Origin of the sequence: Micromonospora sp. NPDC085948 (assembly GCF_040686315.1) — a bacterium.
Taxonomy (GTDB): domain Bacteria; phylum Actinomycetota; class Actinomycetes; order Mycobacteriales; family Micromonosporaceae; genus Micromonospora.
The window spans coordinates 433,224-458,422 of record NZ_JBFBJW010000003.1 but is presented as its reverse complement, the minus strand read 5'-3'; the positions used below and the strand labels follow the sequence as shown (position 1 = coordinate 458,422).

Sequence of the window (25,199 nt, the reverse complement as noted above, 5' to 3'; positions counted from 1 at the left end):
GGCGGCGCGGGCGTCACATTCGAGATCGTTCCGGTGGTGAGCAGCGCCGACACCCGAGAGGCCGTAGCGCCCTATCTCGACGGAGACTGACTGGTGTCGAAGGCCAGGGTGTACTCCAGGACATAGGAGTGGCCGCCGTCGTCGGACTGGATGATCTCGAAGGTTCCCACGATCCCGGTGAGGTCACCGGAGCCCGTTCCCGGGACGACGCGGATCGCGAGGTGCTCACCGTGGCTGCCGGGTGCGCTGTGTTGGAGGACGAACGAGCCTTTGCGGCCGTCGAGTTCGCCGGTGAATCGCTCCACTGCGACATAAGCAGCGGGGCTGCCCTCGATGTCGGCCACCGACAGCATGGTCACCGTACTGCTGCCGGCCAGGCCACCCTGGAAGGTCTTGGTGATCCGCACCTGGCCAAGCGCGGCCCCCGGGCCTTCGTCGAGCACCTCCGGCTCGAATGAGGTGAGTTCAAACGTTCCGTCAGCCTTCGCGCTCATCTCGCGCCCCCTCTCCGCTTGATCGCATTCATCGTGAGCAGCCTTGCAGACGGCACCGACATCCCCGGGCTACCCGTTGACTTGCCGGTTTCCGCTGGAACCAGCCGGCGAGTGCGGTCAGATTGAAGCACCGGCGCGTCCACCGTCGCGCCAACGATCGAGGGGGTACGCGTGGAGGTGCTCGTCCTGATCGTGGTGCTGGGCGGCACCGTCCTGATCGGCACCACCCTCGGTGGTCGGTACCGGGTCGCGCCGCCGGTTCTGCTCATCGCGTTCGGGGTGCTGCTCGGGCTCACGCCGCCGCTGTCCGAGGTGACCCTGGAACCGGACCTGGTGCTGCTGATCTTCCTGCCGGCGATCCTGTACCGGGAGAGCCTCACCATCAGCCTGCGCGAGATCCGTGCCAACCTGCCGGTGATCGGGCTGCTCGCGGTGGTGCTCGTGGTGCTCACCATGGTGACGGTGTCGTTCACCGCGCAGGCGTTCGGCGTGAATCCGGCCGCCGCCTGGGTGCTCGGCGCGGTCCTCGCGCCGACCGACGCCGCCGCGGTCACCGGCCTGGCCAAACGGTTGCCCCGCAAGCTCCTCACCACCCTGCACGCGGAGAGCCTGATCAACGACGGCACCGCACTTGTGGTCTTCGCGGTGGCGGTGGGTCTGCTCAGTCAGAGCGCCAAGCCGGGTGTGCTGGGCATCAGCGAGGAGTTCGTCGGCGCCAGCGTCGGTGGCGTGGTCGCCGGTCTGCTGGTGGGGGCGGCCGTGGTGCTGATCCGCAAGCGGCTCGACGATCCGCTGCGCGAGGGCGCGCTGAGCGTGTTGACACCGTTCGGGGCCTTCCTGCTGGCCGACTCGGTGCACGCCAGCGGCGTACTGGCGGTGGTGGTCGCCGGGCTGGTGCTGGCCTACGCCGGCCCACGGGTGATCCGCGCCCGGTCCCGGGTGCTGGCGTACGCGTTCTGGGACCTGACCACGTTCCTGATCAACGGCGGGCTGTTCGTCCTGCTCGGCACGCAGATACCCCGGGCGGTGCGGGGCATCACCAGCACCTCGCCCGAGCGGGCGCTGGTGATCGTGCTGGTGGTCACGGTGGTCGTCGTGGCCACCCGGCTGGTCTTCATCTACCTCACCTCCCAGTCGGCGCGGCTGCGGCGACGCCGGATGATGGACGAGGACTCAGGTCCGCCCAGTTGGCGGGTGGGGACCGTCGCCGGCTGGTCCGGTTTCCGGGGGGCGGTGTCGCTCGCCGCCGCCCTGGCCGTCCCGACGATGACGGTCGCCGGTCGGCCGGTGGTCGAACGAGACCTGATCATCTTCGTCACCGCGTTGGTGATCGTGCTGATCATGCTGGTTCAGGGCACCACCCTGCCGCTCGTGGTGCGCTGGGCGGGGCTGGTCGGTGACCCGGAACGCGTCGACGAGACCCGGCATGCCCGGCGGCGGGCCACCGAGGCGGGTCTGGCCGCCCTACCGCAGGTCGCCGCCGAGGTCGGTGCCCGGGAGGAGTCGGTACGCCGGTTGCAGGCCGAGTACCAGCGGCACCTGGCGGACGTCAACGAGACCGGAGGGAACAGCGCCGAGGAACGTCGCCTGGAACATCGCCTGCGCCTCGGGGTCCTCGCGCACAAGCGGCGGGAGGTCACCCGACTGCGCGACAACCGGGAGATCGACGACCTGGTCTTGCAGGAACTCCAGGCCGCGCTGGACAACGAGGAGATCCGGTTGCTGGGGCGCGGGCCCAACGACTGATCGGCCGCCTCGTCAGAGCACCTGCGCGAGGAACCGGCGCAGCCGAGGATGCTCGGCCCGTTCGAAGATCGCCTCGGGCGGGCCGGCCTCCAACACCACGCCCCGGTCCATGAAGGCGACGGTGTCGGCGACCTGCCGGGCGAAGCCCATCTCATGGGTGACCACCACCATGGTCATGCCCGCGGCGGACAGGTCGGCCATCACCCCGAGGACACCCTTGACCAACTCCGGGTCGAGCGCCGAGGTGGCCTCGTCGAAGAGCATCACCTCCGGCCGCAGGGCCAGCGCCCGGGCGATCGCCACGCGTTGCTGCTGACCGCCGGAGAGCTGCGCCGGTCGTGCGTCGGCCTTGCCGGCCAACCCCACCAGGTCCAACTGGTTCCGCGCGACGGTTTCCGCCTCGTCCTCGCCGAGCTTGCGGAGCCGGCGCAGCGCGAGGGTGACGTTGCGCAGCACGCTCATGTGCGGGAAGAGGTTGAACTGCTGGAAGACCATGCCCACCCGCTGCCGCAGCGCGTCCGGGTCGTCGCCCAGCACGCTGCGCCCGTCCAGCAGCACGTCGCCGTGGTCCGGCTCGATCAGTCGGTTGATGGTGCGCAGCAGCGTCGACTTGCCCGACCCGGACGGGCCGATCACGCAGGCCGTCGCGCCGCGCGGCACCGTGAGGTCGACGCCGCGCAGCACCCGGTTCGGTCCGAAGGCAAGGTGCACGTCGCGTACGTCGAGGCTGACCGAGGTGGTCGTGTCGGTGGTCATCACCGGTGTCCTTCCGTCGCGACGTACGCCGAAGCGGTGTCGTCGTCGTCCTCGTCTGTCGGTGCGGTCGCCGGCCGGCCGTTGCGCAGCCGCCGGTCGATCCAGTTGACGACGTGCGTCAGTGGGACGGTCAACACCAGGTAACAGAGCCCGGCCAGCAGCAGCGCCGACTCGTTTCCGGTGGTGGCGGCGTAGTCCTGCCCGATCCGGAACAGCTCCCGTTGACTGGCCACCAGGCCGAGGAAGTAGACCAGGCTGGAGTCCTTGATCAGGGCGATGAGCTGATTCACCCAGGCCGGCAACACCCGCCGGATGCCCTGCGGGATGATCACCAGCCGCATCGCGTCGGTCCAGGAGAAGCCGAGGGCGCGGGCGCCCTCCAGTTGGGCGGCCTCCACCGACTGGATGCCGGACCGGAAGATCTCCCCGATGTACGCGGCCGCGATCAGCGACAGCGCCAGGATGCCCAACGGGTAGGGGTCCGGTCCCCAGACCTGCATGCCCAGCGGCGCCAGCCCGACGCCGATCAGCAGGATCGTCGCCGCGGCCGGAAGTCCTCGGAACACGTCGGTGTAGACCCGCGCCGGCCAGCGCAGCCAACGGCTGCGCGAGATGCCGGCGACGGCCAACAGCAGGCCCAGCACCGAGCCGAGCAGGGCGGCGGAGACCGCCAGGATCAGTGTGTTGGGCAACCCGACGGTCAGCATCTCGGGCAGCGCCTCGCGCATCGCGTCGATGTCGAAGAAGGTCTCCCACAGCGTGCTCAACGGATCCATCGGTCGCCTCTCCTACCGCCCTGCTCGCTCGTCACCGGGTCAGGACGCGGCCGACGCGGACGCCGACGGCACGGCCGACGCGGACGCCGACGGCTTCGACGACGTGCCCGACGCGGTCGGTGCCGACACGGTGCCGCTGCCCGGCGTGAAGTCCGCCGGGATCGGCCGACCGGGGTAGTACTGCGCCTGCAACCTGCTCCAGGTGCCGTCCGCGATGACCTCGTCGAGGCCCTTGTTCAGCGCCTCGCGCAGCTTGTCGCTGCCCTTGGCCACGGCGTACGCGGTCGGCGCCGGGCTGAGCTGCTTGGCCGCCACGGTGATCTTGCCGGTGCTGTCGGCGGCCGACTTCTCGCCGATTTCGGCCGGAGCGATCCACGCGTCGGCGGTGCCGGCCTTGAGCTGGTTGATCGCACCGTTGTAGTCCGGCACCCGGACCGGGTCGAGCTGCTGACCGGTGGCGTAGTCGTCCTGCACAGTGCCCTGCACCACCACGACCCGCTTGCCGGCGAGCTGGTCGAAGCCGGTGATCGGCGAGCCGGCCGGCACGTCCAGGCCGAAGTAGCCGAAGTCGTAGCCGTTGCCGAAGTCGACGGTCTTCTTGCGCGCCTCGGTGATGGTGATCGAGGAGCTGCCCACGTCGAACTTGTGGTTGTTGACCTGGGACAGCAGCGCGGAGAAGTCGGTGCCGACGAACTCGACAGTGAGGCCGAGCCTGCCGGCCACGGCGGTCAGCAGGTCGTTGTCGAAGCCGGTGAACCTGCCGTCCTTGAGGTACACGTTCGGCGGGGCGTCGGTCAGCGTGCCGGCCCGCAGCACGCCCGGCTGCGCCAGGCCGTACGGGTTGGCGGTGGCGTCGGACGAGGTGTCGTCGCCGCAGGCGGTGAGAGCGGTGGCGGCCAGGATCGTGGCCGCGCCCAGGGCTGCGGCACGGGTCAGGGCAGGAAGGATTCGCACGGGTGTCTCCGAAAGGGGTCATGTCTCGGCGGGCACGGACGTGTGCCGCCGACGGTGCGCCCGATGGGCGTACCGCTGGAAAGGCTCGGAAAAAGAGAGGTGTGCTAGTTAGTGCCGAGGGCCGCGTCGACACGCGGCGCTGCACATTCGCATCATGTCCACGTGCCGCCGCCGGGTCAGTGCCGGCGTGGGCTGACCGGCGCGGAGTTGCGCGACATCGGTCGGTGGGGCGGTGCTGAGGATGCGCATGGGTCTCCCGGGTCTGTGCTGACCTGGGTGCCAGGCCACGCTTGCACCGACGTCGTGCCGGTGCCTGGTCTTCACCCGGGGCACCCCACCGCGGAGGAGGGTTGCCGGCCAGCGAGCCGGGGCTTCGCGCTGGCACTCATGACCTGCAGCGAGGCTAGCAGCACGCACGGGTGGATCGTCCAGTCGTTATGACCACGCTCACCGTGCGCGGAGGATGCTCGGCCCGCAGGTCAGCCGGCGTGCACGTGCGGCCGGCGACACGGGTCGGGTTCCTGGCGGCGCAGGATCTCCCGGGTGACCGAGGCGATCGCGCCCTGCCCGAACGCCAGGTAGCGCAGGAAGTTGCGGGCCGGGCCGCCCTCGCTCCACTCGAAGTAGATGTGCGGTCGCCGCCCCGTGCGGTCGCGGATCTCCAGCAGCAGGACGGCGAGCGCGTTGGGCACCGAGGAGCTGGTCAGACTGAGCACCGCGAAGCTGTCGTCGGCCAGGCCGCCGCGTACCAGCAACTCGGTCTGGAAGTCCGACGGGTCGGTGACGTGCACCTCGACGAAGATCACGTCGCTGTCGTCGGGGAAGTCGTTGTCCGCCATCGTCTGTGCCAACTTCGCGCGGTACTCGGCCTCGTCGTGCCGGTCGGGCTCGTGGGCGACGAGCCGGATTCGCCGTCCGGCGCGTTCGTCGATCATCCGGGTGGCGACCGGATCCAGCTCGATCCGGTCCACCCGCAGCTCGTAGGCCCGAGACACCCGGGACAGCACCGAGACCACGATGATCCCGCCGATGAAACAGGCCGCGATCTTGACGCCGTCGGGGCGTTCCACCACGTTCGCCAGGGTGGTGTAGACGAAAACCACCGCGATGACGCCGAACGCGACGGTGCGACCGCGCTGACGCCGCCGGGCCGCCGCGAGCGTCACCGCCGTCGCCGCGGACGTGATCAACACCAGCACACCTGTTGCGTACGCGCCGCCCTGCGCGTCCACGCTGGCATCGAAGACGACCGTGATCAGGAAGGCCACCGTGGTGAAGACCAGCACGAGCGGCCGGACGGCCCGCGCCCAGGCCGGTGCCATGCCGTAGCGGGGCAGGTAACGGGGGACGAGGTTGAGCAGTCCGGCCATCGCCGACGCCCCCGCGAACCACAGGATCCCGATGGTGGACAGGTCGTAGACGGTGCCGAACACCTCCCCGAGGTGCTGGTGCGCCAGGTAGGCCAGCGCCCGGCCGTTCGCCGGCCCGCCCGGCCGGAAGTCCTCCGCCGGGATCAGGATGGTGGTCGTCACGCTGCTGGTGATCAGGAAGACACTCATGATCACCGCGGCGGTGGTGAGCAGCCGGCGCGCGCCGCGGATCCGGCCCAACGGTCGATCCTCGGAGTCCTGTGGGTCGCCCCGTACGCTCGGCATCACGGCCACCCCGGTCTCGAAGCCGGACAGGCCCAACGCCAGTTTCGGAAAGACCAGCAGCGACAACCCGACCACCAGCCAGGGATCGCCGTGCCCGGTGGTCAGCATGGTCGTCCAGTCCCCGACGGCGCTCGGGTGCGTCACCACCCGCCACAGCGCGTCGACCACCACCACCGCGTTCAGCGCCAGGTAGGCCGCCACCAGCACGACGGCGATGCCGATGGCCTCGGTGAATCCCTTGAGGAACACCGCGCCCAACAGGGCCACCAGCAGCAGCGTGACAAGTACCTCGTGCCCCTTGAACCCGTCCGGCCAGAACGGGTTCTCGTCGATGTGCGCGGTCGCGTCGGCGGCCGACAGGGTGATGGTGATGATGAAGTCGGTGGCCGCGAAACCGAGCAGCACCAGCACCAGCAACTTGCCCGGCCAGTAGCTCAGCAGGCGTACCAACATCGCGATGGAACCCTCACCGTGCGGGCTCTCCACGGCCACCCGCCGGTAGACCGGCAGGGCGCCCAGCAGCGTCACCAGCACCAGCACCAGGGTCGCCACCGGCGACAGCGCCCCGGCGGCCAGCGCCGCGATGCCCGGCTGGTAGCCCAGGGTGGAGAAGTAGTCGACGCCGGTCAGGCACATCACCTTCCACCACGGATGCTGCCGGTGCTCCGGCGGGCGTCCGTGCGGCCCCGGGTGCCGCACGGCGTGGTCCGAGCCCGCGTCGAGCAACCACCCCCGCAGCCGACCGCCGCGTCTGTCCACCTCCATCGGCGCGTCCCCCGTCATCCGCCCATGGTCACCGTGAGTATCCGCCCGTCGGGCCGCGCCCGTCCCCGGGTGCCCGGAACCCACCCGTCGGCGGGCTGGTTTCGGGTCGTGGGCACGGGGGATGCAGCCCTCCCGGATCGGCGGGAGCGCACCGGGCCGGACGGCGCCGGGGGAGGGGACAGGCATGGTCGGTGGCCGTCGATTCCGCCCCGGTGGTGGCTTCGGTCGCCAACTTGACGAGCACGACAGCACCGACGGCGTGCCGCCGTCGACGGTGTCGCCCGACCCGCCCACCGGCGGTCTGGTGGACAGCGCGGTCTACGTCCGAGGGCACCGCTTCGCCTCACCGTCCGGGCTCGCCGAGACGTACCGCTGCCTGCAGGAGCAGGACGCCGCGATGGCCTGGATCGGGTTGTACCGGCCCGACATCGAGCAGATCACCTCGCTGGCCCGGGAGTTCCGGCTGCACGACCTGGCGGTCGAGGACGCGATCAACGCCCACCAGCGCCCCAAGCTGGAACGGTACGGGCACACCCTGTTCGTGGTGCTGCGCGCCGCCCGCTACGACGACCTGCGCGAGGAGGTCGAGTTCTCCGAGCTGCACCTGTTCATCGGGCCGGGCTTCGTGGTCACCGTCCGGCACGGTGAGGTCCCGGACCTGGCCGCGGTGCGGCGGCGGATGGAGACCGACGCGCCGATGCTCGCCCGGGGACCGGAGGCGGTCCTGTACGCGATCCTCGACCAGGTCGTCGACGGGTACGCGCCGGTGGTGGCCGGGCTGGAGAACGACATCGACGAGATCGAGACCCAGGTGTTCGGCGGCGACCCGAACGCCAGCCGGCGCATCTACGGCCTGAGCCGCGAGGTCATCCAGTTCCAGCGGGCCGCCCGGCCCCTGCTCGCCGTACTCGACGCACTTGCCGACGGCGCCAGCAGTGCCGGCACGGACGAGGAGCTGCGCCGCTACCTGCGGGACGTGACCGACCACCTGACCCAGGTGGTGGAGCGGGTGGACGGTTTCCGGCACCTGTTGCAGAACATCCTCACCGTCAACGCCACCCTCGTCTCGCAGCAGCAGAACGAGGAGATGCGCAGCCTGACCGCGGCGAGCTACGCGCAGAACGAGGAACTGAAGAAGGTCTCGTCCTGGGCGGCGATCCTGTTCGCACCGACACTCATCGGCACCGTGTACGGGATGAACTTCGTCCACATGCCGGAGTTGAACTGGCGTTTCGGCTATCTGTTCGCGTTGCTGCTGATGCTGCTGGTCTGCGGCACCCTCTACGTGATCTTCAAGCGGCGCGGCTGGCTGTGAGCCACCCGCCCCGGATCACTCGATGCCGCGCAGGATGTGCCGTTCGTCCTCGACGTCGTCGTCACCGGCGGCGATCCGGCCGAGAAGGACGGCCGCGGCCCAGATCGTCAGCGGCGTCGCCGCCCCGGTCATGCCGCCGCCGGTCCGGTCGTCCCGGGCCTGGCTCCGCTCCGCACGTGCTGGTCTGCGCTGAGCCTGCATGGGCCCCGCCTCTCCTCGTCGACGCCGTCGTCGGTGGCGCGGCGTCAGCGCGCCACCGGTCGGGCGATCCACGCGCTGGCGGGTCACACCGGTACGACAGCCACCTCGAACTTTCCCACGCCCGGCCGTATTCGCACCGCTTGTTTTCGGGTTTCCGACTGCGGCCTGCCAAACCGGACATAACGCATCAGCGTTGTCGAGAGTGGTCGACTGGGTAGGGAGACCGGGTGAGCCGAGCTGCGGAGATGGTCTCGTCCGTCGTCCCCGCTCGCCGAGCGTTGCCCCGCTACCTCGTCGCCGCGACGCTCGCCCGAGGCGCGGACGCCGGCGGGGCGGTGGGAGTGGTGCTGCTGGCCACCCTGCCGGCGGTGGGGGCGACCCGTCCGGCGCTGCTCGGCGGGTTGTTGGCCACCTGCCTGACGGCACCGCACCTGCTCGGGCCGCTGCTGGCCCGGTGGCTGGACCGGGCCGAGGACGGCCGGGGCCGGCTGGCCGTCGGCTTCGTCACGTACGCCGCGGCGGTCGCGGCGGCCGGGCTGCTGCTCGGTCGGGTGCCCGTCGGCGTGCCCGTGGCCCTGCTGATCGCGGCCGGGGCTTGCGGGCCGCTGCTGACCGGGGGACTGAGCAGCCGGCTCGCCGCGCTGCTCGCTCCGGACGAGCGGGCGCAACGTCGGGGTCAGGGCTGGGACGCGGTGACGTACGGGATCGGCGCCAGCGCCGGCCCGGCCGTGGTGGCGACCCTCGCCGCGCTGGTCGGCCCCCGGATGTCGCTGGTCGGGTTGGGCGCCGCCACCCTGCTCGCGGCGGCCCTGGTGGGCACACTGCCGCCGCGGGTGCCCGCTCGGGACTCGCCAGCGCGGGTCGGGCCACCGGCGCGGGGCGCGCTGCGGGCCGTGCTCGGCCCCGGGCCGCTGCGCCGGGTCACCGGGGTCACCACGGTCGCCGCGCTGACCGGTGGGGCGATCTCGGTGCTTGCCGTCGCGCTGGCAGCGGACCTCGGCCGGCAGACGGTCTCCGGTGCGCTGCTGGCGGCGGTCTACGGCGGTGGAAACCTCGCCGCCGCGCTTCTGGTCACGGCGTTCCCGCTGACCGGTGCGCCGGAGCGACTCACCGTCCGCTGGGCGGCCCTCGGCGCGGTGGGGATCGCGCTCTGCGCGGCCGTGCCCAGCTTTCCGTTGGCGGTCGTCGCGTTCGCCCTGGCCGGGGCAGCGACCGCGCCGCTCTTCGCGGCCACCCTGGCGGCTCGATCGGCGTACGCGCCGGACGCCGTGCGGGCGCAGGTGTTCGTGTCGACGGCGGCGATCAAGGTTGCCGCCGCCTCGCTCGGCACCGGGTTGGCCGGGGTGCTCGCCCCGCTGGGTCCGCGCCTGCTGTTGGTCGCCGGAGCGTCGGTCACGCTTGCCGCGGCGACGGGGGCGACGGTGTCACGGCGGCGAAGCGACCGGTGACGCGACCGAGGGCCGGTCAGAGCGCCTGGCCGGCGGGGTGGGCAGAACGGTTGATGGCGTTGCCGCCGCGGAGCACGATCTCACTCGGATGGCCGGTGGGGACGAGCTCCGGGGCTGGTCGCATCGGGTGCGGCATCGCCGCCGCTGGTCGCCGGCGGTGCGGTGACGAGGGCATTCATCAGATCGCGCAGTTGTCGGGTCAGAGCGCCCTGATCCATGCCGGTGAGTGCGGGGGTCGCGATGACCTTTCGCATCAGCCACACTCCGGCGATCAGGGAGAGAAGTAGTTCCGCGCGTGGGGCGGCGTCGGGCCCAGGCAGACTGTCGGTCAGGTGCCGTCCGACGTGTTTCTCGATCCCCGCACGGATGATCTCGGCGGCCCGTGGATTGGCTACGGATCGCAGCATCAGCACGAACGGGTCCAGGTCGTCTGCCTCTGGCGCGGTCCGCGCAGCCAACCTGGTCGCCGTCTGTTCGCTCAGCACGCTGGGGTCGTCGCTGACGACTGTTCGCGGAGCGAACGAGCGGTCGACTGCCTCGGCGAACAGCTGTTCCTTGGAGCCGAAGTAGCGGTTGACCAGCATTGCGGTCACTCCGGCGCCTCCGGCGACCTCGCGTACGCCGGCGCCGTCGTAGCCCAGGCGGGTGAACGCCTCTATCGCCGAGTTCAGGATCGCCTCGCGGGTGGCGCCCGCATCGCGCCGGCGGGGGGCGTCACCGGATTCGTCTGTGTCTGCCGTCACGTCTACGAGTGTAGACTACTGCGATCCACGATGTCTACAGTCGTATACATAGCAGCCTGACGCCGAGAGAGAAGGAGAATCTGATGGACCTGCAGCTGATTGGCAAGCGCGCCCTGGTGACCGGTTCGAGCTCCGGGCTCGGTGAGGCGATGGCGCGGCTGCTCGCCGCCGAAGGCGCCCAGGTGGTCGTGCACGGGCGGAGCGAGAAGCGGGCAACGGCGGTGGCCGAGGCGATCCGCGCAGTCGGCGGAAAAGCGGACATCGCGCTCGGTGATCTCACCACGGACGAGGGTGCGGACGCGGTTGCCACGGCGGCTCTGTCCGGAGGGCCGGTCGACATCCTGGTCAACAACGCTGGCGCCTACAAGCACCTGTCCTGGACCGATGCGACGCCGGACTCCTGGCGCGAGACCTACGAGGGCAACGTCATCTCCGGCGTACGGATGATCCAGCGACTTGTGCCTGGCATGCGCGAGCGTGGCTGGGGGCGCGTCATCACCATTGGTGGCGGCCTCGCGACCCAGCCGTTGTTCCAGCATCCGCAGTACAACGCCACCCTCGCCGCCCGACACAACCTGGCGGTGTCACTCGCCCGGGAGTTGAAGGGCACCGGAGTGACCTCCAACATCGTCGCGCCCGGAGCGATCCTCGTCGAGGCCGTCAAGGACCTGCTGATCGAGATTGCCCCGGAGCGGGGCTGGGGCGAGACCTGGGAGCAGATCGAGCAGGGCGCGACGAACGAGCTGGTGCCCAACGACATCGACCGACTCGGCCGGCCGGAGGAGATCGCCGCGGCGGTCGCCTTCCTCGCGAGCCCGCTGGCCGGCTACATCAGTGGCGCCAACATCCGCGTCGACGGCGGCACCATCCGCAACGTCACCTGACCCCCGCAGCCATCATCGCGGCCACGACGTGACGTCCGTGCGGCAGTTGTTGACGCCGTGGGTCACCGAAACCGGTCCGACCCACAGCGGCCCCTCGCGTCGGTGGGGGGACGGGCTTCGTACTCCTCGCACGGCGCCCGGTAGTGGACACACTCCGGCCAGCACCGACCTGCCAAAGAGCCGATTCAGAAGGAACAGACAATGAGCGACGATGTTCGATTGATCGCCGAGAAGGCGTACGACGCCCTGATCCAGGGGTTCCAGACCGGTTCGTGGGAGAGCTTCTTCGAGCTGTTTGATGATGAGGTCGACGTGATCCTTCCGGCTCCGCAGACCGGGCACTTCACCGGGACCGAGGGGCGCGAGAAACTGGTCGGGTTCTTCAGCCTGTTCGCGCCTGGTGCCAGCCGCTTCGACAGGGTTGAGGTGATTTCCAAGACCGTCGCCGAGGATCGCGTCGTCTTCGAGGACTGGGCCCGGGGCGTCTTCTTCGGTGAGCCGTACGCGGCCCGGCACTGCATTCACGTAATTGTCCGAAATGGCAAGGTTGTCGGCTTCCACGAATACAACCGGCCCCTCGACTGACCGCAGCCCACGAAGCTGCCGAAACTCCACACAAGTCAGAATGCGTCCGGAGTGCTAGGGCAGTGGTTGGGCAATACCCCGGGCGTGGTCGGTGAGCGCCGCGCCGACCACCGTCGCGGCCAGCGGCAACACCTCAAGACAGCGGCGCACCGCCGCGGCCATCAGCACGTTCGGCACCCGCATGGAGAGTGTGCAGTGCGGCACCCAGCGGCCCGGCCGGTAGTGCTCGGCCAGCGGGATGCCGGCGGCGATGAGCCGATCGGACACCATCCGCTGGTGGGTCAGCAACTCCGCGGTGGGGGCCGGGCCGAGCCAGAGCACCCGGCCGACGAACTGCCCGGCGTGCTGGAAGTCCAGTCGCAGCGGGGCCGCGACGACAGTCCCGCGCAGCGCCTCGGCGACCTGCTCGGGGTTGAAGCGGGGCGCCACCGCGAGCGAGACGTGCGGCCGGTGGCGTCGCTCCAACAGGGAACGCATGCTCTGCACGCCCTCAGCCTCCAGGGCGTCCCAGAGCGCCCGGATCCGCCGGGTGGCGTCCGGGTCCAGATACAACTCCAACGCGGCGACCACCCGATCACAGTAGTGGCCGAGGTTTGATCGCACGCGCCAGCGGTACCTGAGGGGGACACCGACCCGAAGGGCGTGCCAGTGGACGTGAGTGACCTGCTGACCGAGGCGTACGACCGACTGCCCGACCTCGTGCGCGCGGCCGTCGACGGCCTCAGCCCCGAGCACCTGCGCTGGGCGCCCGGCCCGGGCGCCAACTCGATCGGCTGGCTCGTCTGGCACCTCACCCGGGTGCAGGATCACCACGTCGCCGACCTGCTCGACGCCGACCAGGTCTGGGTGAGCGGCGACTGGGCGGGCCGGTTCGGGCTCACCGCCGACCCGGACAACACCGGCTACGGTCACTCGGCCGTCCAGGTCGAGACGGTGCGGCCGGAGAGCGCGCAGGCGCTCGTCGACTACTACGAGGCGGTGGCGTCGCGGACCGGATCGTTCCTGGCCGGCCTGCGCCCGGCGGACCTGGACCGGGTGGTCGACGAGTCGTGGGACCCGCCGGTCACCCTCGGTGTCCGGCTGGTCAGCATCGTCGACGACGACCTGCAACACGCGGGCCAGGCCGCCTACGTGCGCGGCCTGCTCGAGGCCGACGCGTCCACCGGGGCCGGTCGGTAGGACCTCAGCCCATCGTCTTCGCGCCGTCGATCGACTCCCGCAGAATATCGGCGTGCCCAGCGTGCTGGGCTGTCTCGGCGATCAGGTGCAGCAGCACCCGGCGGACCGTCCACCTTGCCCCCGGCTCGAACCAGGGCGCCTGCGGCAGCGGATGCGCCGAGTCCAGGTCGAGGGTGGCGACCAGCGCGTCGGTCTGGTCGGCCACCTCCTGGAACCGCGCGACCAGACCGGCCAGGGTCTCGCCCGGCGTCATCCGGAACTGACCGACCCAGTCGATCTCCTCGCGCTGCATCGCCTCCGCTCCGCCCACGGCGAAGAGCATCCACCGGTGCTCGACGCCGGCGACGTGCTTGATCAGGCCGCCGAGGCTCAGCTCGCTGGCCGTGGGACGGGCGGCGGCCTGCTCGTCGGTGAGCCCGCCCACCGTGTGCAGGAGGAAACCCCGGTGCCGGCGGAGCGTCTGCAGGAGATCGGCCCGCTCACCGGTGAGCTGCTCCGTGCTGGTCATGCCGCCACCCTTCGTCGATGTTCACCAGCTGTCACCCTAGGGCGAGGCACCGACACTTCCGGCGTCGCACACCAGGTGCGACATGTGAGTCGCCAGCGGTTGCCGATTCGCGTCGGTGGCGGTCCACTGAATGACATGGGTGTGATCAAGGTGGGCACGTCGTCCTGGGCCGACCAGTCGCTGCTGCGCTCCGGGTGGTATCCACGCTCGGCCAACACGCCGGCCCGTCGACTCGGTTTCTACGCCGGCCGGTTCCCGTTGGTCGAGGTGGACACGTCGTACTACGCGGTCCCGGTTCCGGAGACCACGTCGGGCTGGGTCGACGCCACACCTGACGACTTCACCTTCGACGTCAAGGCGTTCAGTCTCTTCACCGGCCATCCGACGCCGGTCGCCGCGCTTCCCCGGGACCTGCGTCCGGCCGGCGGCCCGAGTCGGATCCGCCGTCGTGACCTGCCCGAGCGCGCGTACGACGAACTGTGGACCCGGTTCCGCGCGGCGCTCGCGCCGATCGCGGCGGCCGGCAAGCTGGGCGCGGTGCTGTTGCAGTTCCCACCATGGCTGGCCCGCGGTGCCGCGGCCGAACGTCGGATCGTCGAGCTGGCGCAGCGCTGCCGGCCGTGGCGGGTCGGCGTGGAACTGCGGCACGCCTCCTGGTTCGACGGTCCGGCGGCGGTCGAGACGCTGGACCTGCTGCGCGCGCACGATCTGTCCCTGGTCTGCGTCGACATGCCACAGGGGCACCCGTCGTCGGTGCCGCCGATCCTGACCAGGACCGCCGAGCCGGCGATCGTCCGCTTTCACGGCCACAGCCCGGCCTGGGGTGACGGCGACAAGCAGGACAAGTTCCGGTACGCCTACGGCGACGACGAGCTTCGGCACTGGGCCGGGCTGCTGGCTGACCTCGCCCGCCCGGCTGACGACCTGCACGTGCTGTTCAACAACTGCTGCGCCGGTCAGGCCCAGCGCGACGCCACCCGGCTGGCGCAACTGCTCACCGAGACGATGATCGCCGATCGGAGTGTCCCGGCCGGGTCGACCGGCTGACCGTCCACGCTGGTGTCAGGAGCGTCGGCCCCGGCTGCGCAGCGCGTCCTGCGTCGACTCGCCGATGTCGGCGTCGTCCGGGAAGGTCCGGCCACTGGGCGCCGGGTCCGGTGGGGCACCGGGTCCGGCCATCGTCGTGCGGGTCGGCTCCACCGAACCGAAGCCGTGCCGTCCCGCCGGATCGGTCCGGCCCGCCGACGCGCCCGCCCGCCGCTCCCCGCGTCGTCCCTCGGGCACCGCGGTCTCCTCGCTGCCCTCGTCCATCGGCGAGTCCGCATCGGTGCCCCAGGGCGCGTCGGCGTCGAAGCCGTCGCCGCCACCCCACGGCTGAGTCGCCTCCGGCTCCTGCCGGTCGTTGTCGCCGCTGCGTCCCTTGTGCGCCGTCATGGCCACCCCGCTCCTCGGTCCGCCGCGGTCGGCGGACGGTGTGCTGATCTCCGGCCGCGCGGTGTCGTCACCCGACCTTGTCGCAACGCTGAGCGCGCAGGGCCGGCCTGCGCCCCGCCGTCGAGAGGGCGGCGGGACGCCGGCCGGCCCGGCGTTCAGCGTCCGGCCATCGCCATCGGTCGCTTGCCGTTGCTCATGCCGGCCATCTTGATCATGCCTTTCGAGGCGCCCTTCATGGTGCCGCCCCGGCCGAGAATCCCCTTGAAGACCTGGCCGGGCTTCTGCTGCTCACCCATGTACGCGGTGACCACCACCAGGGCCCCGGTCAGCGCCGGGATGGCCCACTGGAGCAACTTCATCTGCCGCTGCGAGGAGGCCACGCTCGCCGGAGTCTGGTGGTTCGGCTCGGTGGTCCCGCTGACCGGTGACGCACCGGCCTTCTCCAGGCGCATGCCGATCAACCGGCTGTAGCCGGTCACGGCGAGAGCGCCGATCGTCAACGCCGTCTTGATGGCGCTGGTCCGGCCCACCCCGGACTGGGCCGCCACGCGTGGGCTCTCGGTCACCAGTTCGCCGACCGCACCGGCCAGGTGCGCGCCGATGGCGGCTGCGTTGACCGGGGTCCATCTGGACCATCCCGCCGACGCGACCGAGAGTCGCTGCGTCGAGTCGCTGATCTTCCCGGCTGCGCCGTTGACGCCGAAGGCACCCATGAGGGAGCCGCCGAACCAGGCCGCGAGACCCAGATCGTGCATCGAGCGCAGTGCGGTATGCCGTTCGGACATGTGATCCCCTTCCGCCGTGTTGGGCGCTGCGGCTTACCCGCCGCCCGGGCGGCTAACCCCGTCGTCCGGGGGCTGATCCGCGCCGCGCCGGTACGACCGGGACGTTCGGGTTTCGACGGGGTCCACGGCCGCCGGCAGGAGTCGTCCGCGCGGTGGCGGGTAGATCCCGAGCGACGCTGACGGAGAGGGGAACGGGATGTCGCAGCCGGACGAAAGTCGGGAGAAGACCCCGAAAACCGACGCGGTGCTCATGCACCCGGACAACGACCCACACCGGAACACCGCGGAGGTCGCGCCCCGCAAGGACCACGCGGAGATCCAGGTGGAGCGCGACGGTGAGCTGGTGCCGCTGGACCAGGACGAGTGATCCGTCCGGGCGGTCCGGTGCGGCTCAGCGGGACGGCAGGTCGCCGACGAAACCGGCGATCCGCCGCGCCAGCGGGGTGCTCGCGCGGACCCAGGTGAAGTGGTCCAGAGCGGCGCCGGCCTGCGCCGAGGTGTAGCGCTCGCGGGTGAGTGGGGCGGCGGCGAGCTTCGCGCAGAGCGCGTCCATCGTCTCGTGCGGGGTGAACTGGTCGTCGTCCACACTGACCGCCAACACCGGTGTGCGCACCGCGCGTACCGCCGCCTCGGTGTCCGTACCGTTCAGTCGGGGGAAACGGCCGGTCCGCGCGGTCTGGGCCCAGTCGCGGATCACGCCGCGTGCCTGCCGGCCGCCGAAGCCCCAACCCGGCCAGACCCCGAGCAGGGCCGTGGTGGCGGCGATCCCCTGGGTGTACGGCAGCACGCCCAGGCCGCGCAGACCCGGGTAGCTTCGCCAGTACGGGATGCCGACCGCGATCAGCGCCAACGCGTCCACGTCGTCGCCGCCGTGCAGGGCGAGGTGCAGCAGCGCGGCCTGCCCGCCGAGCGAGTGCCCGACCAGCAGCCGGGTACGCCCGTCCAGTCGTGGCTTGAGCGCGGACAGCACGGCGCCGACGTCGTCGGCCAGGTCGGCGTAGCCGTAGCGGTCGGCCCGGCTCGGCGTCGGGGTGCTCGCCCCGTTTCCGCGCAGGTCGGCGACGACCACGGCCAGTCCGCCGGCGCGCAGCTCGGCGGCGAAGGGCCGGTAGTAACGGGCGCGGACCCCCATCGCGGGCCAGATCACGGCCACCGGCGCATCGGTCACACCGGTTGGCTCCGGATAGATCTGCACACCCAGCCGACCACCGGCGACCTCGACGAACTCCTGTGCGTACTCCGGCTCCCCGTTCATCGGCCCAGCTTACGGCCTGACGTTACTGGCGGGTAGCCGCAGAGTGGTCGGGCGCGACGGAGGCCCCGCCGACCGGCGGGGCCTCCGAGTTGACGCGGCGATCAGGAGACGGAGATCGTCCCGTTGCCGGCGCGGACGCAGGCCACCGACCGGGCACTGGTGGAGGCCGCGCCGCTCAGGCACTGGCCGAGGACCTGGTGCCCGGTGGCGTTCGGGTGCCACGACTCCTGGCAGGTCTGGAAGTAGCTGACGCAGGTGTTGGCGATCCGCTGAATGGCGATCTTGTCCTTGCCGGCGAGGCTGGTGACGAAGGTGCCGGTCGCGCCGTCCTGGAGCCGGATCGGCGTGGCCAGCGTGCCCGTCGGGCTGCCCGTCTGCTCGCAGAGCCGGGCGCCGTTGAAGGCCTGCTGCACGTTCAGGTACACCAGGTCGTCGGCGGGGAACTCAGCGGCCAGGGTGTCCCGGGTGGACTGCACGATGGCGCCCAGGCCCTGGGAGAACCGGTGGCCCGGCGCCAGGCTGGCACGGTGGATCGGGCAGCCGCCCGCGTACCGCTCGGCACCGAGGTCACGGAACTTGTCCCGGGTGTCGTCCCGGCCGTCCTCCTCGTGGTACGCCGGGTTCAGGTCCAGCGGCAGCGGGTTCGTGTAGTCCTGGAACACCACCCGGTGCTGCCCGTCCGCGTCGATCTGGTCCAACGTGGTCAGCACCTGGCGGACGGCGGCGGTGGTCTCCGCGGTCGCGGCGCTGATCTGGGCGGCGGTGGCCAGGTCGGCGTCGCTGCACGGCTTCTGCTCGACCGGGCCGTTGAGGTACGCCCAGAACTCCCACCAGCCGGTCCACGCGTCGGCGATGAACCGGTTGGCGCACTTCTCCGCGACGCTGCCGAAGGTGAACGAGCTGTTGTTGGAACCCAGGCCGATCAGCACCAGGTCGATGTCCTGGGTCTGCGCGACGGCGCGGAGCTGGTCGAGCTGCGCGGCCACGGTACGGCCGTTGGTCCGCGCCTGCGAGGCGTTGGCGATGTCGTGCGGCTGACCGCCGGAGCAGGCCAGGTTGAACCGGTTCTGGATGCCCGGCAGGTTGGCCTGGTTGAGCGAGGCGTTCGCGGAACGGTGGCAGAAGTACGCGTTGTTGTTCGCGGCCGTCCAGCCGGGGAAGCCCTGGGCGACGCCGTTGACGTCGACCACCGGGGTGTACGCCCCGGCGCCCTCGCCGCTGATGAAGCTGTCCCCGAGTGCCACCGCGGCGGTGGGCAGCGCGGCGGACGCGGGTCCGGGCAGCGTGACGGTTGTCGACAGCGCGGCCATGGCGATCGTTAGTCCCGCGGCGAGCGCGGTACGGCGGAACCTGGGCATGGGGCCCCCATCCATCGAAAGATGAAAGATTCTCTGAGAGCGCGATCAGATCACCCCTGTGCAACGGGCGTCAATGGCCGGTAACAGAATCGTTCGATGAAAGACACGTGACTCCGCCGGCTGAGAAGGGGTGTCTGTGCGTGGTCCCGTGCGCGCTGGTTGGCTGTTCCGTGGCTCACGTTCGGCGGCTGCCGCACGGCGGGTCGCATAGGTCCTCCGGGACTTGTCCTAGCCTCGGGCTAGGCTCGCTGCGGCGCGCCACGCCGGCTGATGTCGCCGGTGACCGGCAGCACACAGCCGAGACCGGGGAGTACGACCAGTTGACCGCAGAGCCTGACACCCTGTACGGGGCCGATGACCTCACCCACCTTGAGGGGCTGGACGCCGTCCGCAAGCGTCCCGGCATGTACATCGGCTCCACCGACAGCCGTGGCGTGGGTCACCTCGTCAACGAGATCCTCGACAACTCCACCGACGAGGGTGTCGCCGGTCACGCCAGCGCCGTCGAGGTGATCCTGCACGCCGACGGCTCGGTGCAGGTCGACGACGACGGGCGGGGCATCCCCACCGACGTGCACGCCAAATCCGGCATCTCCGGCGTCGAGCTGGTGCTCACCCGGCTGCACGCCGGCGGCAAGTTCGGCGGCTCCGGCTACAAGACCTCCGGCGGCCTGCACGGCGTCGGCGCCTCGGCGGTCAACGCGCTGTCCCGACGGTTCGACGTGACCGTCCGTCGAGCCGGCAAGATCCACACGATGTCGTTCCGGCACGGCGTACCGGGCATCTTCGACGGCGCCGGGCCGGACGCGCCCTTCACCGCCGGTCCCGGCCTCCAGGTCATCGGCGCCATGAAGCGCGGCCAACGCACCGGCACCTCGATCCGCTGGTGGCACGACGCCCGCTACTTCGAGACCGGCGCCGCACTCGACGTGGACGCGGTCCGCACCAAGCTGCGGAACACCGCGTTCCTGGTCCCCGGTGTGACCTACCTGCTGCGCGACCTGACCGGCGAGGCGCCCGCCGAGGAGCGGTTCCACTACCCCAACGGGCTCAGCGACATGGTGGAGTTCCTCGCCCCGGCCGGCGACCGGCCCGTCTCCGGCACCCTGCTGGTCAACGGCGAGGGCACCTACCGGGAGAACGCCGCCGACGCCAACGGCGTGATGCAGTCCAACGTGCAGCGGCGCGCCGAGGTCGAGGTGGCGTTCCGGTGGGGCACCGGCTACGACCGCACCGTCGAGTGCTTCACCAACACCATCCGCAACGCGCACGGCGGCACCCACCGCAAGGGCTTCGAGCGGGCTCTCGTCCGCGCCCTCGCCGACGCCGTCCGCAACACCCGCGGCCTGCTCAAGGCCAAGGAGGAGCCGCCCCTGCTGGACGACGTCCTGGAGGGGATGACCGCCGTGGTGCACGTGCGCATCCCCGAGCCGCAGTTCACCTCGCAGACCAAGGACGAGCTCTCCACCCCGGGGATCACCAAGGTGCTCCAGAGCCTGGTCGACGCGCACGTGAAGGCCTGGCTGGAGGACCGGCGCACCAAGGCCGAGGCCCGCACCGTCCTGCAGAAGATCGTCGACGCGGCCCGGGTACGGCTCACCCAGAAGCAGCAGAAGGACGCCGCCCGGCGCAAGACCGCCCTGGAGGGCGCGTCGATGCCGCCGAAGCTCGTCGACTGCCGGGCCACCGGTGTGGAACGGAGCGAGCTGTTCATCGTCGAGGGAGACAGCGCCTTGGGAACGAGTCGCATGGCTCGCTCCTCGGAATACCAGGCGCTGCTGCCGATCCGAGGCAAGATCCTCAACGTGCAGAAGGCCAACCTCCAGCAGGTTCTGGACAATGCCGAGTGTGCGTCCATCGTGCAGGTCCTCGGCGCCGGCTCGGGGCGCACCTTCGACCTCTCCGCGCTGCGCTATGGGCGGGTGCTGATCATGGCCGACGCCGACGTGGACGGCGCGCACATCCGGACGCTGCTGATCACTCTCTTCGCCCGGTACATGCGGCCACTGATCGAGGCCGGTCGGCTCTACGCCGCGATGCCGCCCCTGCACAAGATCACCACCAGGGGGCGTAACCCGCAGACGGTGTACACCTACACCCAGGCCGAGATGGAGACGACGGTCCGCAAGCTGGAGAAGGCCGGCAAGCAGATCGTCACGCCCATCCCACGGTTCAAGGGTCTCGGTGAGATGGACGCCGACGAGTTGTGGGACACCACGATGAACCCGGCCACCCGGGCCGTACGCCGGATCACCCTCGACGACGTCGACGCCGCCGAACGCATCCTCGAACTCCTGATGGGTGAGAAGGTCGAGCCGCGCCGCAACTGGCTCATCGACTCCGCCGACCGGGTCGACCGGGATGCGATCGACGCATGAGCGCCCGTTCCGTTCCTGTTCCAGTGGAGAGCTGAGTCATGGCACGCCGTAAGGAAAACAAGGTCGACCTCTCCTCGTTCGACCAGGCCGGCGCGCGGGTCTTCGACAACCCGCTGGTCACCGAGGTGTCCGACTCCTACCTGGAGTACGCGTTCTCGGTCATCCACTCCCGCGCCCTGCCCGACGCGCGCGACGGCCTCAAACCCGTACACCGGCGCATCCTCTGGTCGATGTACGAGCAGGGCTACCGCCCGGACCGTGCGCACGTGAAGTCTGCCCGAATTGTCGGGGATGCGATGGGCAAGTACCATCCACACGGCGACACGGCGATCTATGATGCCATGGTCCGCCTCGCGCAGGACTTCTCGCTCAACGTGCCTCTCATCGACGGGCATGGAAACTTTGGCTCCCCAGACGATGGCCCGGCTGCCTCGCGTTACACGGAAGCGCGAATGTCCCGCGAGGCCATGCTGCTGGTCGGTGAGCTGGGCGAGGACACCGTCGACGTCGAGCCCAACTACGACGGGTCGCTGACCCAGCCGACCGTGCTGCCGGCCGCCTTCCCCAACCTGCTGGTCAACGGCGCGTCCGGGATCGCGGTCGGGATGGCCACCAACATGATCCCGCACAACCTCGCCGAGGTCGTCTCCGCGGCCCGCTGGCTGATCAACCACCCGGACGCCACCCTGGACAAGCTCATGGAGTTCGTCCCCGGCCCCGACCTGCCCAGCGGCGGGGTGCTGCTCGGCCTGGACGAGGTGCGCCGGGCGTACGAGACCGGGCGCGGTGTGGTGCGGATGCGCGGCAAGGTGGAGATCGGCCCGATCGAGGGCAGCCGTGGCCGCCAGGCGATCACCGTGGTCGAGCTGCCCTACGGCGTCGGCGCGGAGAAGGTCATCGCGGCGATCACCAACGAGGTCACCAAGACCAAGCGGCTGACCGGCATCGCCGACGTCAAGGACCTCACCGACCGGGAGAGCGGCACCCGACTCGTCGTCGAGTGCAAGGTCGGGGTCAACCCGCAGGCGTTGCTCGCCGACCTCTACCGGCTGACCCCGCTGGAGCAGTCGTTCGGCGTCAACAACCTGGTCCTGGTCGACGGGCAGCCGCGCACGCTGGGGCTCAAGGCGCTGCTGGAGGTCTTCCTGGCGCACCGGTACGAGGTGGTCACCCGACGCACCTCGTACCGGCGGCGCAAGCGTCAGGAGCGGCTGCACCTGGTCGACGGTCTGCTGATCGCCCTGCTGGACATCGACGAGGTGGTCCGGCTCATCCGGGGCAGCGACGACGCGCAGGCCGCGAAGGACGGGCTGATGAGCCGGTTCGGTCTGTCCGACATCCAGGCCACCTACATCCTGGACACCCCGTTGCGTCGGCTGACCAAGTTCGACCGGATCGAGCTGGAGACCGAGCAGGAGCGGCTGCGCGGCGAGATCGCCGAGTTGAGCGAGATCCTCGACGACGAGCGGGTGCTGCGGAAGCTGGTCTCCGACGAGTTGGCCTCGGTGGTCAAGCAGTTCGGTACCGAACGTCGGACGACGCTCGTCGACGGCGACCTGAAGGAGGTCCTGGCGGCGTCCGCGCCGGCCGGCCCGTTGGAGGTCGCCGACGACCCGTGCCAGGTGATCCTTTCCGCGACCGGGCTGGTCGCCCGTACCGCGGCCGAGTCGGAGGAGAGCGCCGAGGGGCGTCGGCGCAACGGCCGGGTCAAGCACGACACGGTACGCGCCATCGTGCACTCGACGGCCCGTGGTCGGGTGTTGTTGCTGACCAGCGCGGGTCGGGCCTTCAAGGTCGACGTGCTGCCGCTGCCGGTGCTGCCCGAGCAGGCCGGCACGGTGTCGCTGCGCGGTGGCATGTCCGCGGCCGAGTTGGTCCCGTTGGCGGCGGGGGAGACCGTCGTCGGCCTGGCCCCGTTGGGTGGGCAGGCGGAGGGCTCACCGGGGTTGGCGTTGGGCACCCGGCAGGGCGTGGTGAAGATCTGCGCGCCGGAGTGGCCGGTGCGCTCCGACGAGTTCGAGGTGATCGGTCTGCGGGACGGCGACGAGGTGGTCGGTGCGACGTGGTTGGCCGACGGCACCGAATCGCTCACCTTCGTCACGTCGGAGGCGTCGCTGCTGCGTTTCCCCGCCGGGCTGGTCCGTCCGCAGGGCCTCAAGGGCGGCGGGATGGCCGGCATCAACGTGCCGGCCGGGGCGCGGGTGGCGTTCTTCGGCGCGGTCCGCACCGACGACCCGGGGCATGGTGAGCCGATGGTGGTCACCTCCACCGGGGCGACGGTCAAGGTCACGCCGTTCAAGGCGTACCCGGCGAAGGGCCGGTCGACCGGCGGCGTGCGCGCGCACCGCTTCCTCAAGGGTGAGACGGACGTGGTCGTCGCCTGGGTGGGTCCGCGCCCGGTCGGCGCGACCGGCACCGGTGATCCGGTGGAACTGCCGGCGGCGGATCCCCGCCGCGACGGTTCCGGCTTCGCCGTGATGCTCGGCCCAACGGTGGTCGGCCACCTCGTCGAACGCGACTGATCGGGTTGCCACACCGCGCGCCCGACCCGCCCGCGCGCCCTTCCCCAAGAGCCGCGCAGGTGCGGGGAAGATCGTGCTCGATCCGGGAAGTAGTGGCATCACCGACGCGGCGATACCACTCGATCCTGGATGGAGCACGATCATGCGGAGAGGGCGCGTACGCGGGGTATGGTGAGGGCTCCTGTTCTCGGTGATGGCCCGGGTGCGCCGCCAAGCACCTCTCACATGATCTTTATCTTGTCCGGCGGAGTCGCCGACGCGGCGTGAGCGCCGCCATCCGGGTCCGGCCCAGGCGCGAGCTGCGTGCCGCCCGCCGACCCCGCCAGCATCGCTGCTGGGGTCATCTGATCGCCGCCCCGCTCTGGCCGCTGCACGGCGCGAACCTGGGCACCCTGCTGCGTACCTGCGACGCGGTCGGTGCCTGCCTGGCCGTGCCGCCCTTCCGGTGGGTGGACGAGGCCCTGGCCCGTGGCAACACCCTGCGCCGGCCGGGCTGCGTCCACCGGGTCGGCAGTCCGCTGCGGTGGCTGGCCGCCGAACGGGCCGCCGGCACCCGGATCCTCGGGGTGGAGTTGGCCGACGAGGCCGTTCGGCTCGGTGACCTGCCCGCCGCTCGGGGCCGCACCGTGGTGCTGCTCGGGCACGAGTCGACGGGCATCCCGCCCGAGGCCCTCGACCACCTGGACGCGGCCGTGGAGATTCCCATGGTCGGGCACGGCCAGAGCCTGAACGTCGCCGTCGCCGGATCGCTGGTCCTCTACAAACTCGCCGGCCTGCTGTAGAGCAGGCCGGGGCGGACCCGGGTGGGAATCAGGCCACGCCGACCGGGCGGAACTGGACGCTCACCCGGGGGCCGACCGGGCGGGTGGTCTTCGGGATGGCGTGCTCCCAGGTGCGTTGGCAGGAACCACCCATCACGATCAGGTCGCCGTGGCCCACCGGGAAGCGGAGGCTGTCGCCGCCGCCGCGAGGGCGCAGGAGCAGGGGTCGGGGCGCGCCGAAGGAGACGATCGCGACGATGGTGTCGGTGTGTGCGGAACGGCCGATGGTGTCGCCGTGCCAGGCGACGCTGTCCCGGCCGGACCGGTAGAGGCACATGCCCGCGGTGACGAAGGGCTCGCCCAGCTCGGGGGCGTAGTGCCGGGTCAGCGCGGCCCGTGCCTCGGTGAGCACCGGGTGGGGCAGGTGCCGGTCGCCGTCGTACCAGCAGAGCAGGCGGGGCACGTCGACCTCGCTGTCGTACATGGTGCGCCGCTCGGCCCGCCAGGGGACCTCGGTGAGCAGGGTGTCGAGGACCGCGTCGGAGCCGTGCACCCACCCGGGAAGGTGGTCGACCCAGGCGCTGCGGCTGAGCTGGTGCCGGCGGATCAGACCGGGCAGGGACCCCAGGGTCGGCCCGGCGTCGGCGAGGTCGAGCATCGACGGCTGGTAGGCGGCCTGCGTCATCCAGCCACCCTA

General features: G+C 70.9%; 25 protein-coding genes and 1 riboswitch. Of the genes, 11 read left to right on the top strand and 14 right to left on the bottom strand.

Translation table 11 applies throughout. From position 1 onward, the window contains the following. Positions 1–71: 71 nt before the first annotated feature. A complete protein-coding gene (locus tag AB0O48_RS11730) occupies positions 72–494 on the bottom strand; it encodes a DUF3224 domain-containing protein (RefSeq protein ID WP_357569987.1) in 423 nt (140 codons plus the stop codon). A gap of 171 nt (positions 495–665) precedes the next feature. Here AB0O48_RS11730 and AB0O48_RS11725 point away from each other — a divergent pair, with 171 nt between their 5' ends. After that, complete coding sequence (locus AB0O48_RS11725) at positions 666–2,240, top strand: Na+/H+ antiporter (protein ID WP_365064933.1); 1,575 nt, start codon at positions 666–668, stop codon at positions 2,238–2,240. A 12-nt stretch (positions 2,241–2,252) separates the two neighbouring features. Here the strand turns inward: AB0O48_RS11725 and AB0O48_RS11720 are convergent, their stop codons facing one another. The 4 genes from AB0O48_RS11720 to AB0O48_RS11705 all read right to left on the bottom strand — a co-directional run bounded on the left by AB0O48_RS11720 (position 2,253) and on the right by AB0O48_RS11705 (position 7,164). Further along, positions 2,253–2,996 (bottom strand): amino acid ABC transporter ATP-binding protein, encoded by a 744-nt coding sequence (locus AB0O48_RS11720; protein ID WP_357245926.1) that lies wholly within the window; start codon positions 2,994–2,996, stop codon positions 2,253–2,255. Further along, entirely contained in the window at positions 2,996–3,772 is a 777-nt protein-coding gene (locus tag AB0O48_RS11715) for an amino acid ABC transporter permease (RefSeq protein WP_365064929.1), read from the bottom strand. The genes AB0O48_RS11720 and AB0O48_RS11715 overlap by 1 nt, the downstream gene beginning before the upstream one ends. Before the next feature lie 39 nt (positions 3,773–3,811). After that, complete coding sequence (locus tag AB0O48_RS11710) at positions 3,812–4,726, bottom strand: ABC transporter substrate-binding protein (protein ID WP_357245920.1); 915 nt, start codon at positions 4,724–4,726, stop codon at positions 3,812–3,814. Between the two features lie 281 nt (positions 4,727–5,007). Continuing rightward, positions 5,008–5,119, bottom strand: a riboswitch (SAM riboswitch). Between the two features lie 86 nt (positions 5,120–5,205). Further along, entirely contained in the window at positions 5,206–7,164 is a 1,959-nt protein-coding gene (locus AB0O48_RS11705; RefSeq protein WP_357245917.1) for an amino acid transporter, read from the bottom strand. 166 nt (positions 7,165–7,330) lie between these two features. Here AB0O48_RS11705 and corA point away from each other — a divergent pair, with 166 nt between their 5' ends. Next, on the top strand, positions 7,331–8,461 hold the full coding sequence (gene corA / locus AB0O48_RS11700) for a magnesium/cobalt transporter CorA (RefSeq protein WP_365064925.1): 1,131 nt from the start codon (positions 7,331–7,333) through the stop codon (positions 8,459–8,461). Positions 8,462–8,476: 15 nt separating this feature from the next. Here corA and AB0O48_RS11695 read toward each other — a convergent pair whose 3' ends face one another. Next, a complete protein-coding gene (locus AB0O48_RS11695) occupies positions 8,477–8,662 on the bottom strand; it encodes a hypothetical protein (RefSeq protein WP_357245912.1) in 186 nt (61 codons plus the stop codon). A 227-nt stretch (positions 8,663–8,889) separates the two neighbouring features. Here AB0O48_RS11695 and AB0O48_RS11690 point away from each other — a divergent pair, with 227 nt between their 5' ends. Beyond that, the gene (locus AB0O48_RS11690) at positions 8,890–10,110 is read left to right on the top strand and encodes an MFS transporter (RefSeq protein ID WP_365064921.1); all 1,221 of its coding nucleotides are present in this window, start codon (positions 8,890–8,892) and stop codon (positions 10,108–10,110) included. A gap of 80 nt (positions 10,111–10,190) precedes the next feature. Here AB0O48_RS11690 and AB0O48_RS11685 read toward each other — a convergent pair whose 3' ends face one another. Further along, positions 10,191–10,853, bottom strand: a complete 663-nt coding sequence (locus tag AB0O48_RS11685; RefSeq protein ID WP_365064918.1) for a TetR/AcrR family transcriptional regulator — start codon at positions 10,851–10,853, stop codon at positions 10,191–10,193. A gap of 83 nt (positions 10,854–10,936) precedes the next feature. Between AB0O48_RS11685 and AB0O48_RS11680 the strand changes: the two genes are divergently transcribed. Then, positions 10,937–11,737 (top strand): SDR family NAD(P)-dependent oxidoreductase, encoded by an 801-nt coding sequence (locus tag AB0O48_RS11680; RefSeq protein WP_365064915.1) that lies wholly within the window; start codon positions 10,937–10,939, stop codon positions 11,735–11,737. A gap of 201 nt (positions 11,738–11,938) precedes the next feature. After that, the gene (locus AB0O48_RS11675; RefSeq protein ID WP_365064912.1) at positions 11,939–12,322 is read left to right on the top strand and encodes a nuclear transport factor 2 family protein; all 384 of its coding nucleotides are present in this window, start codon (positions 11,939–11,941) and stop codon (positions 12,320–12,322) included. A gap of 54 nt (positions 12,323–12,376) precedes the next feature. Here the strand turns inward: AB0O48_RS11675 and AB0O48_RS11670 are convergent, their stop codons facing one another. Next, the gene (locus tag AB0O48_RS11670) at positions 12,377–12,892 is read right to left on the bottom strand and encodes a 2'-5' RNA ligase family protein (protein ID WP_365065158.1); all 516 of its coding nucleotides are present in this window, start codon (positions 12,890–12,892) and stop codon (positions 12,377–12,379) included. Between the two features lie 78 nt (positions 12,893–12,970). Between AB0O48_RS11670 and AB0O48_RS11665 the strand changes: the two genes are divergently transcribed. Then, a complete protein-coding gene (locus AB0O48_RS11665; protein WP_357245906.1) occupies positions 12,971–13,501 on the top strand; it encodes a DUF664 domain-containing protein in 531 nt (176 codons plus the stop codon). Positions 13,502–13,505: 4 nt separating this feature from the next. Here the strand turns inward: AB0O48_RS11665 and AB0O48_RS11660 are convergent, their stop codons facing one another. After that, complete coding sequence (locus AB0O48_RS11660; RefSeq protein WP_357245903.1) at positions 13,506–14,009, bottom strand: DinB family protein; 504 nt, start codon at positions 14,007–14,009, stop codon at positions 13,506–13,508. Positions 14,010–14,144: 135 nt separating this feature from the next. Between AB0O48_RS11660 and AB0O48_RS11655 the strand changes: the two genes are divergently transcribed. Further along, positions 14,145–15,056, top strand: coding sequence for a DUF72 domain-containing protein (locus AB0O48_RS11655; protein ID WP_357245901.1), 912 nt, complete (start codon positions 14,145–14,147; stop codon positions 15,054–15,056). A gap of 15 nt (positions 15,057–15,071) precedes the next feature. Here AB0O48_RS11655 and AB0O48_RS11650 read toward each other — a convergent pair whose 3' ends face one another. Beyond that, positions 15,072–15,443 carry a hypothetical protein gene (locus tag AB0O48_RS11650; protein WP_357245899.1) on the bottom strand — a complete coding sequence of 124 codons (372 nt, stop codon included), beginning with the start codon at positions 15,441–15,443 and terminating at the stop codon, positions 15,072–15,074. A gap of 155 nt (positions 15,444–15,598) precedes the next feature. Continuing rightward, positions 15,599–16,228 carry a hypothetical protein gene (locus AB0O48_RS11645; RefSeq protein ID WP_357245897.1) on the bottom strand — a complete coding sequence of 210 codons (630 nt, stop codon included), beginning with the start codon at positions 16,226–16,228 and terminating at the stop codon, positions 15,599–15,601. 196 nt (positions 16,229–16,424) lie between these two features. Between AB0O48_RS11645 and AB0O48_RS11640 the strand changes: the two genes are divergently transcribed. Then, positions 16,425–16,595: a hypothetical protein gene (locus tag AB0O48_RS11640; protein WP_157563104.1), complete on the top strand. Its 171-nt coding sequence runs from the start codon at positions 16,425–16,427 to the stop codon at positions 16,593–16,595. A 24-nt stretch (positions 16,596–16,619) separates the two neighbouring features. On the opposite strand, the gene AB0O48_RS11635 is transcribed toward AB0O48_RS11640, so the two are convergent. Both AB0O48_RS11635 and AB0O48_RS11630 read right to left on the bottom strand, forming a co-directional pair. Continuing rightward, positions 16,620–17,483 carry an alpha/beta fold hydrolase gene (locus AB0O48_RS11635; RefSeq protein WP_357245894.1) on the bottom strand — a complete coding sequence of 288 codons (864 nt, stop codon included), beginning with the start codon at positions 17,481–17,483 and terminating at the stop codon, positions 16,620–16,622. Between the two features lie 101 nt (positions 17,484–17,584). Next, positions 17,585–18,841, bottom strand: a complete 1,257-nt coding sequence (locus tag AB0O48_RS11630; RefSeq protein WP_357245891.1) for a hypothetical protein — start codon at positions 18,839–18,841, stop codon at positions 17,585–17,587. A gap of 248 nt (positions 18,842–19,089) precedes the next feature. On the opposite strand from AB0O48_RS11630, the gene AB0O48_RS11625 reads away from it, so the two are divergent. The 3 genes from AB0O48_RS11625 to AB0O48_RS11615 all read left to right on the top strand — a co-directional run bounded on the left by AB0O48_RS11625 (position 19,090) and on the right by AB0O48_RS11615 (position 24,523). Further along, positions 19,090–21,219, top strand: a complete 2,130-nt coding sequence (locus AB0O48_RS11625; protein WP_365065155.1) for a DNA topoisomerase IV subunit B — start codon at positions 19,090–19,092, stop codon at positions 21,217–21,219. 38 nt (positions 21,220–21,257) lie between these two features. Beyond that, positions 21,258–23,741, top strand: coding sequence for a DNA topoisomerase IV subunit A (locus tag AB0O48_RS11620; protein ID WP_365064904.1), 2,484 nt, complete (start codon positions 21,258–21,260; stop codon positions 23,739–23,741). A gap of 263 nt (positions 23,742–24,004) precedes the next feature. After that, the gene (locus tag AB0O48_RS11615) at positions 24,005–24,523 is read left to right on the top strand and encodes a TrmH family RNA methyltransferase (RefSeq protein WP_357245881.1); all 519 of its coding nucleotides are present in this window, start codon (positions 24,005–24,007) and stop codon (positions 24,521–24,523) included. A 28-nt stretch (positions 24,524–24,551) separates the two neighbouring features. Here AB0O48_RS11615 and AB0O48_RS11610 read toward each other — a convergent pair whose 3' ends face one another. Beyond that, complete coding sequence (locus AB0O48_RS11610) at positions 24,552–25,187, bottom strand: alpha-ketoglutarate-dependent dioxygenase AlkB (RefSeq protein ID WP_365064900.1); 636 nt, start codon at positions 25,185–25,187, stop codon at positions 24,552–24,554. Positions 25,188–25,199 lie beyond the last annotated feature (12 nt).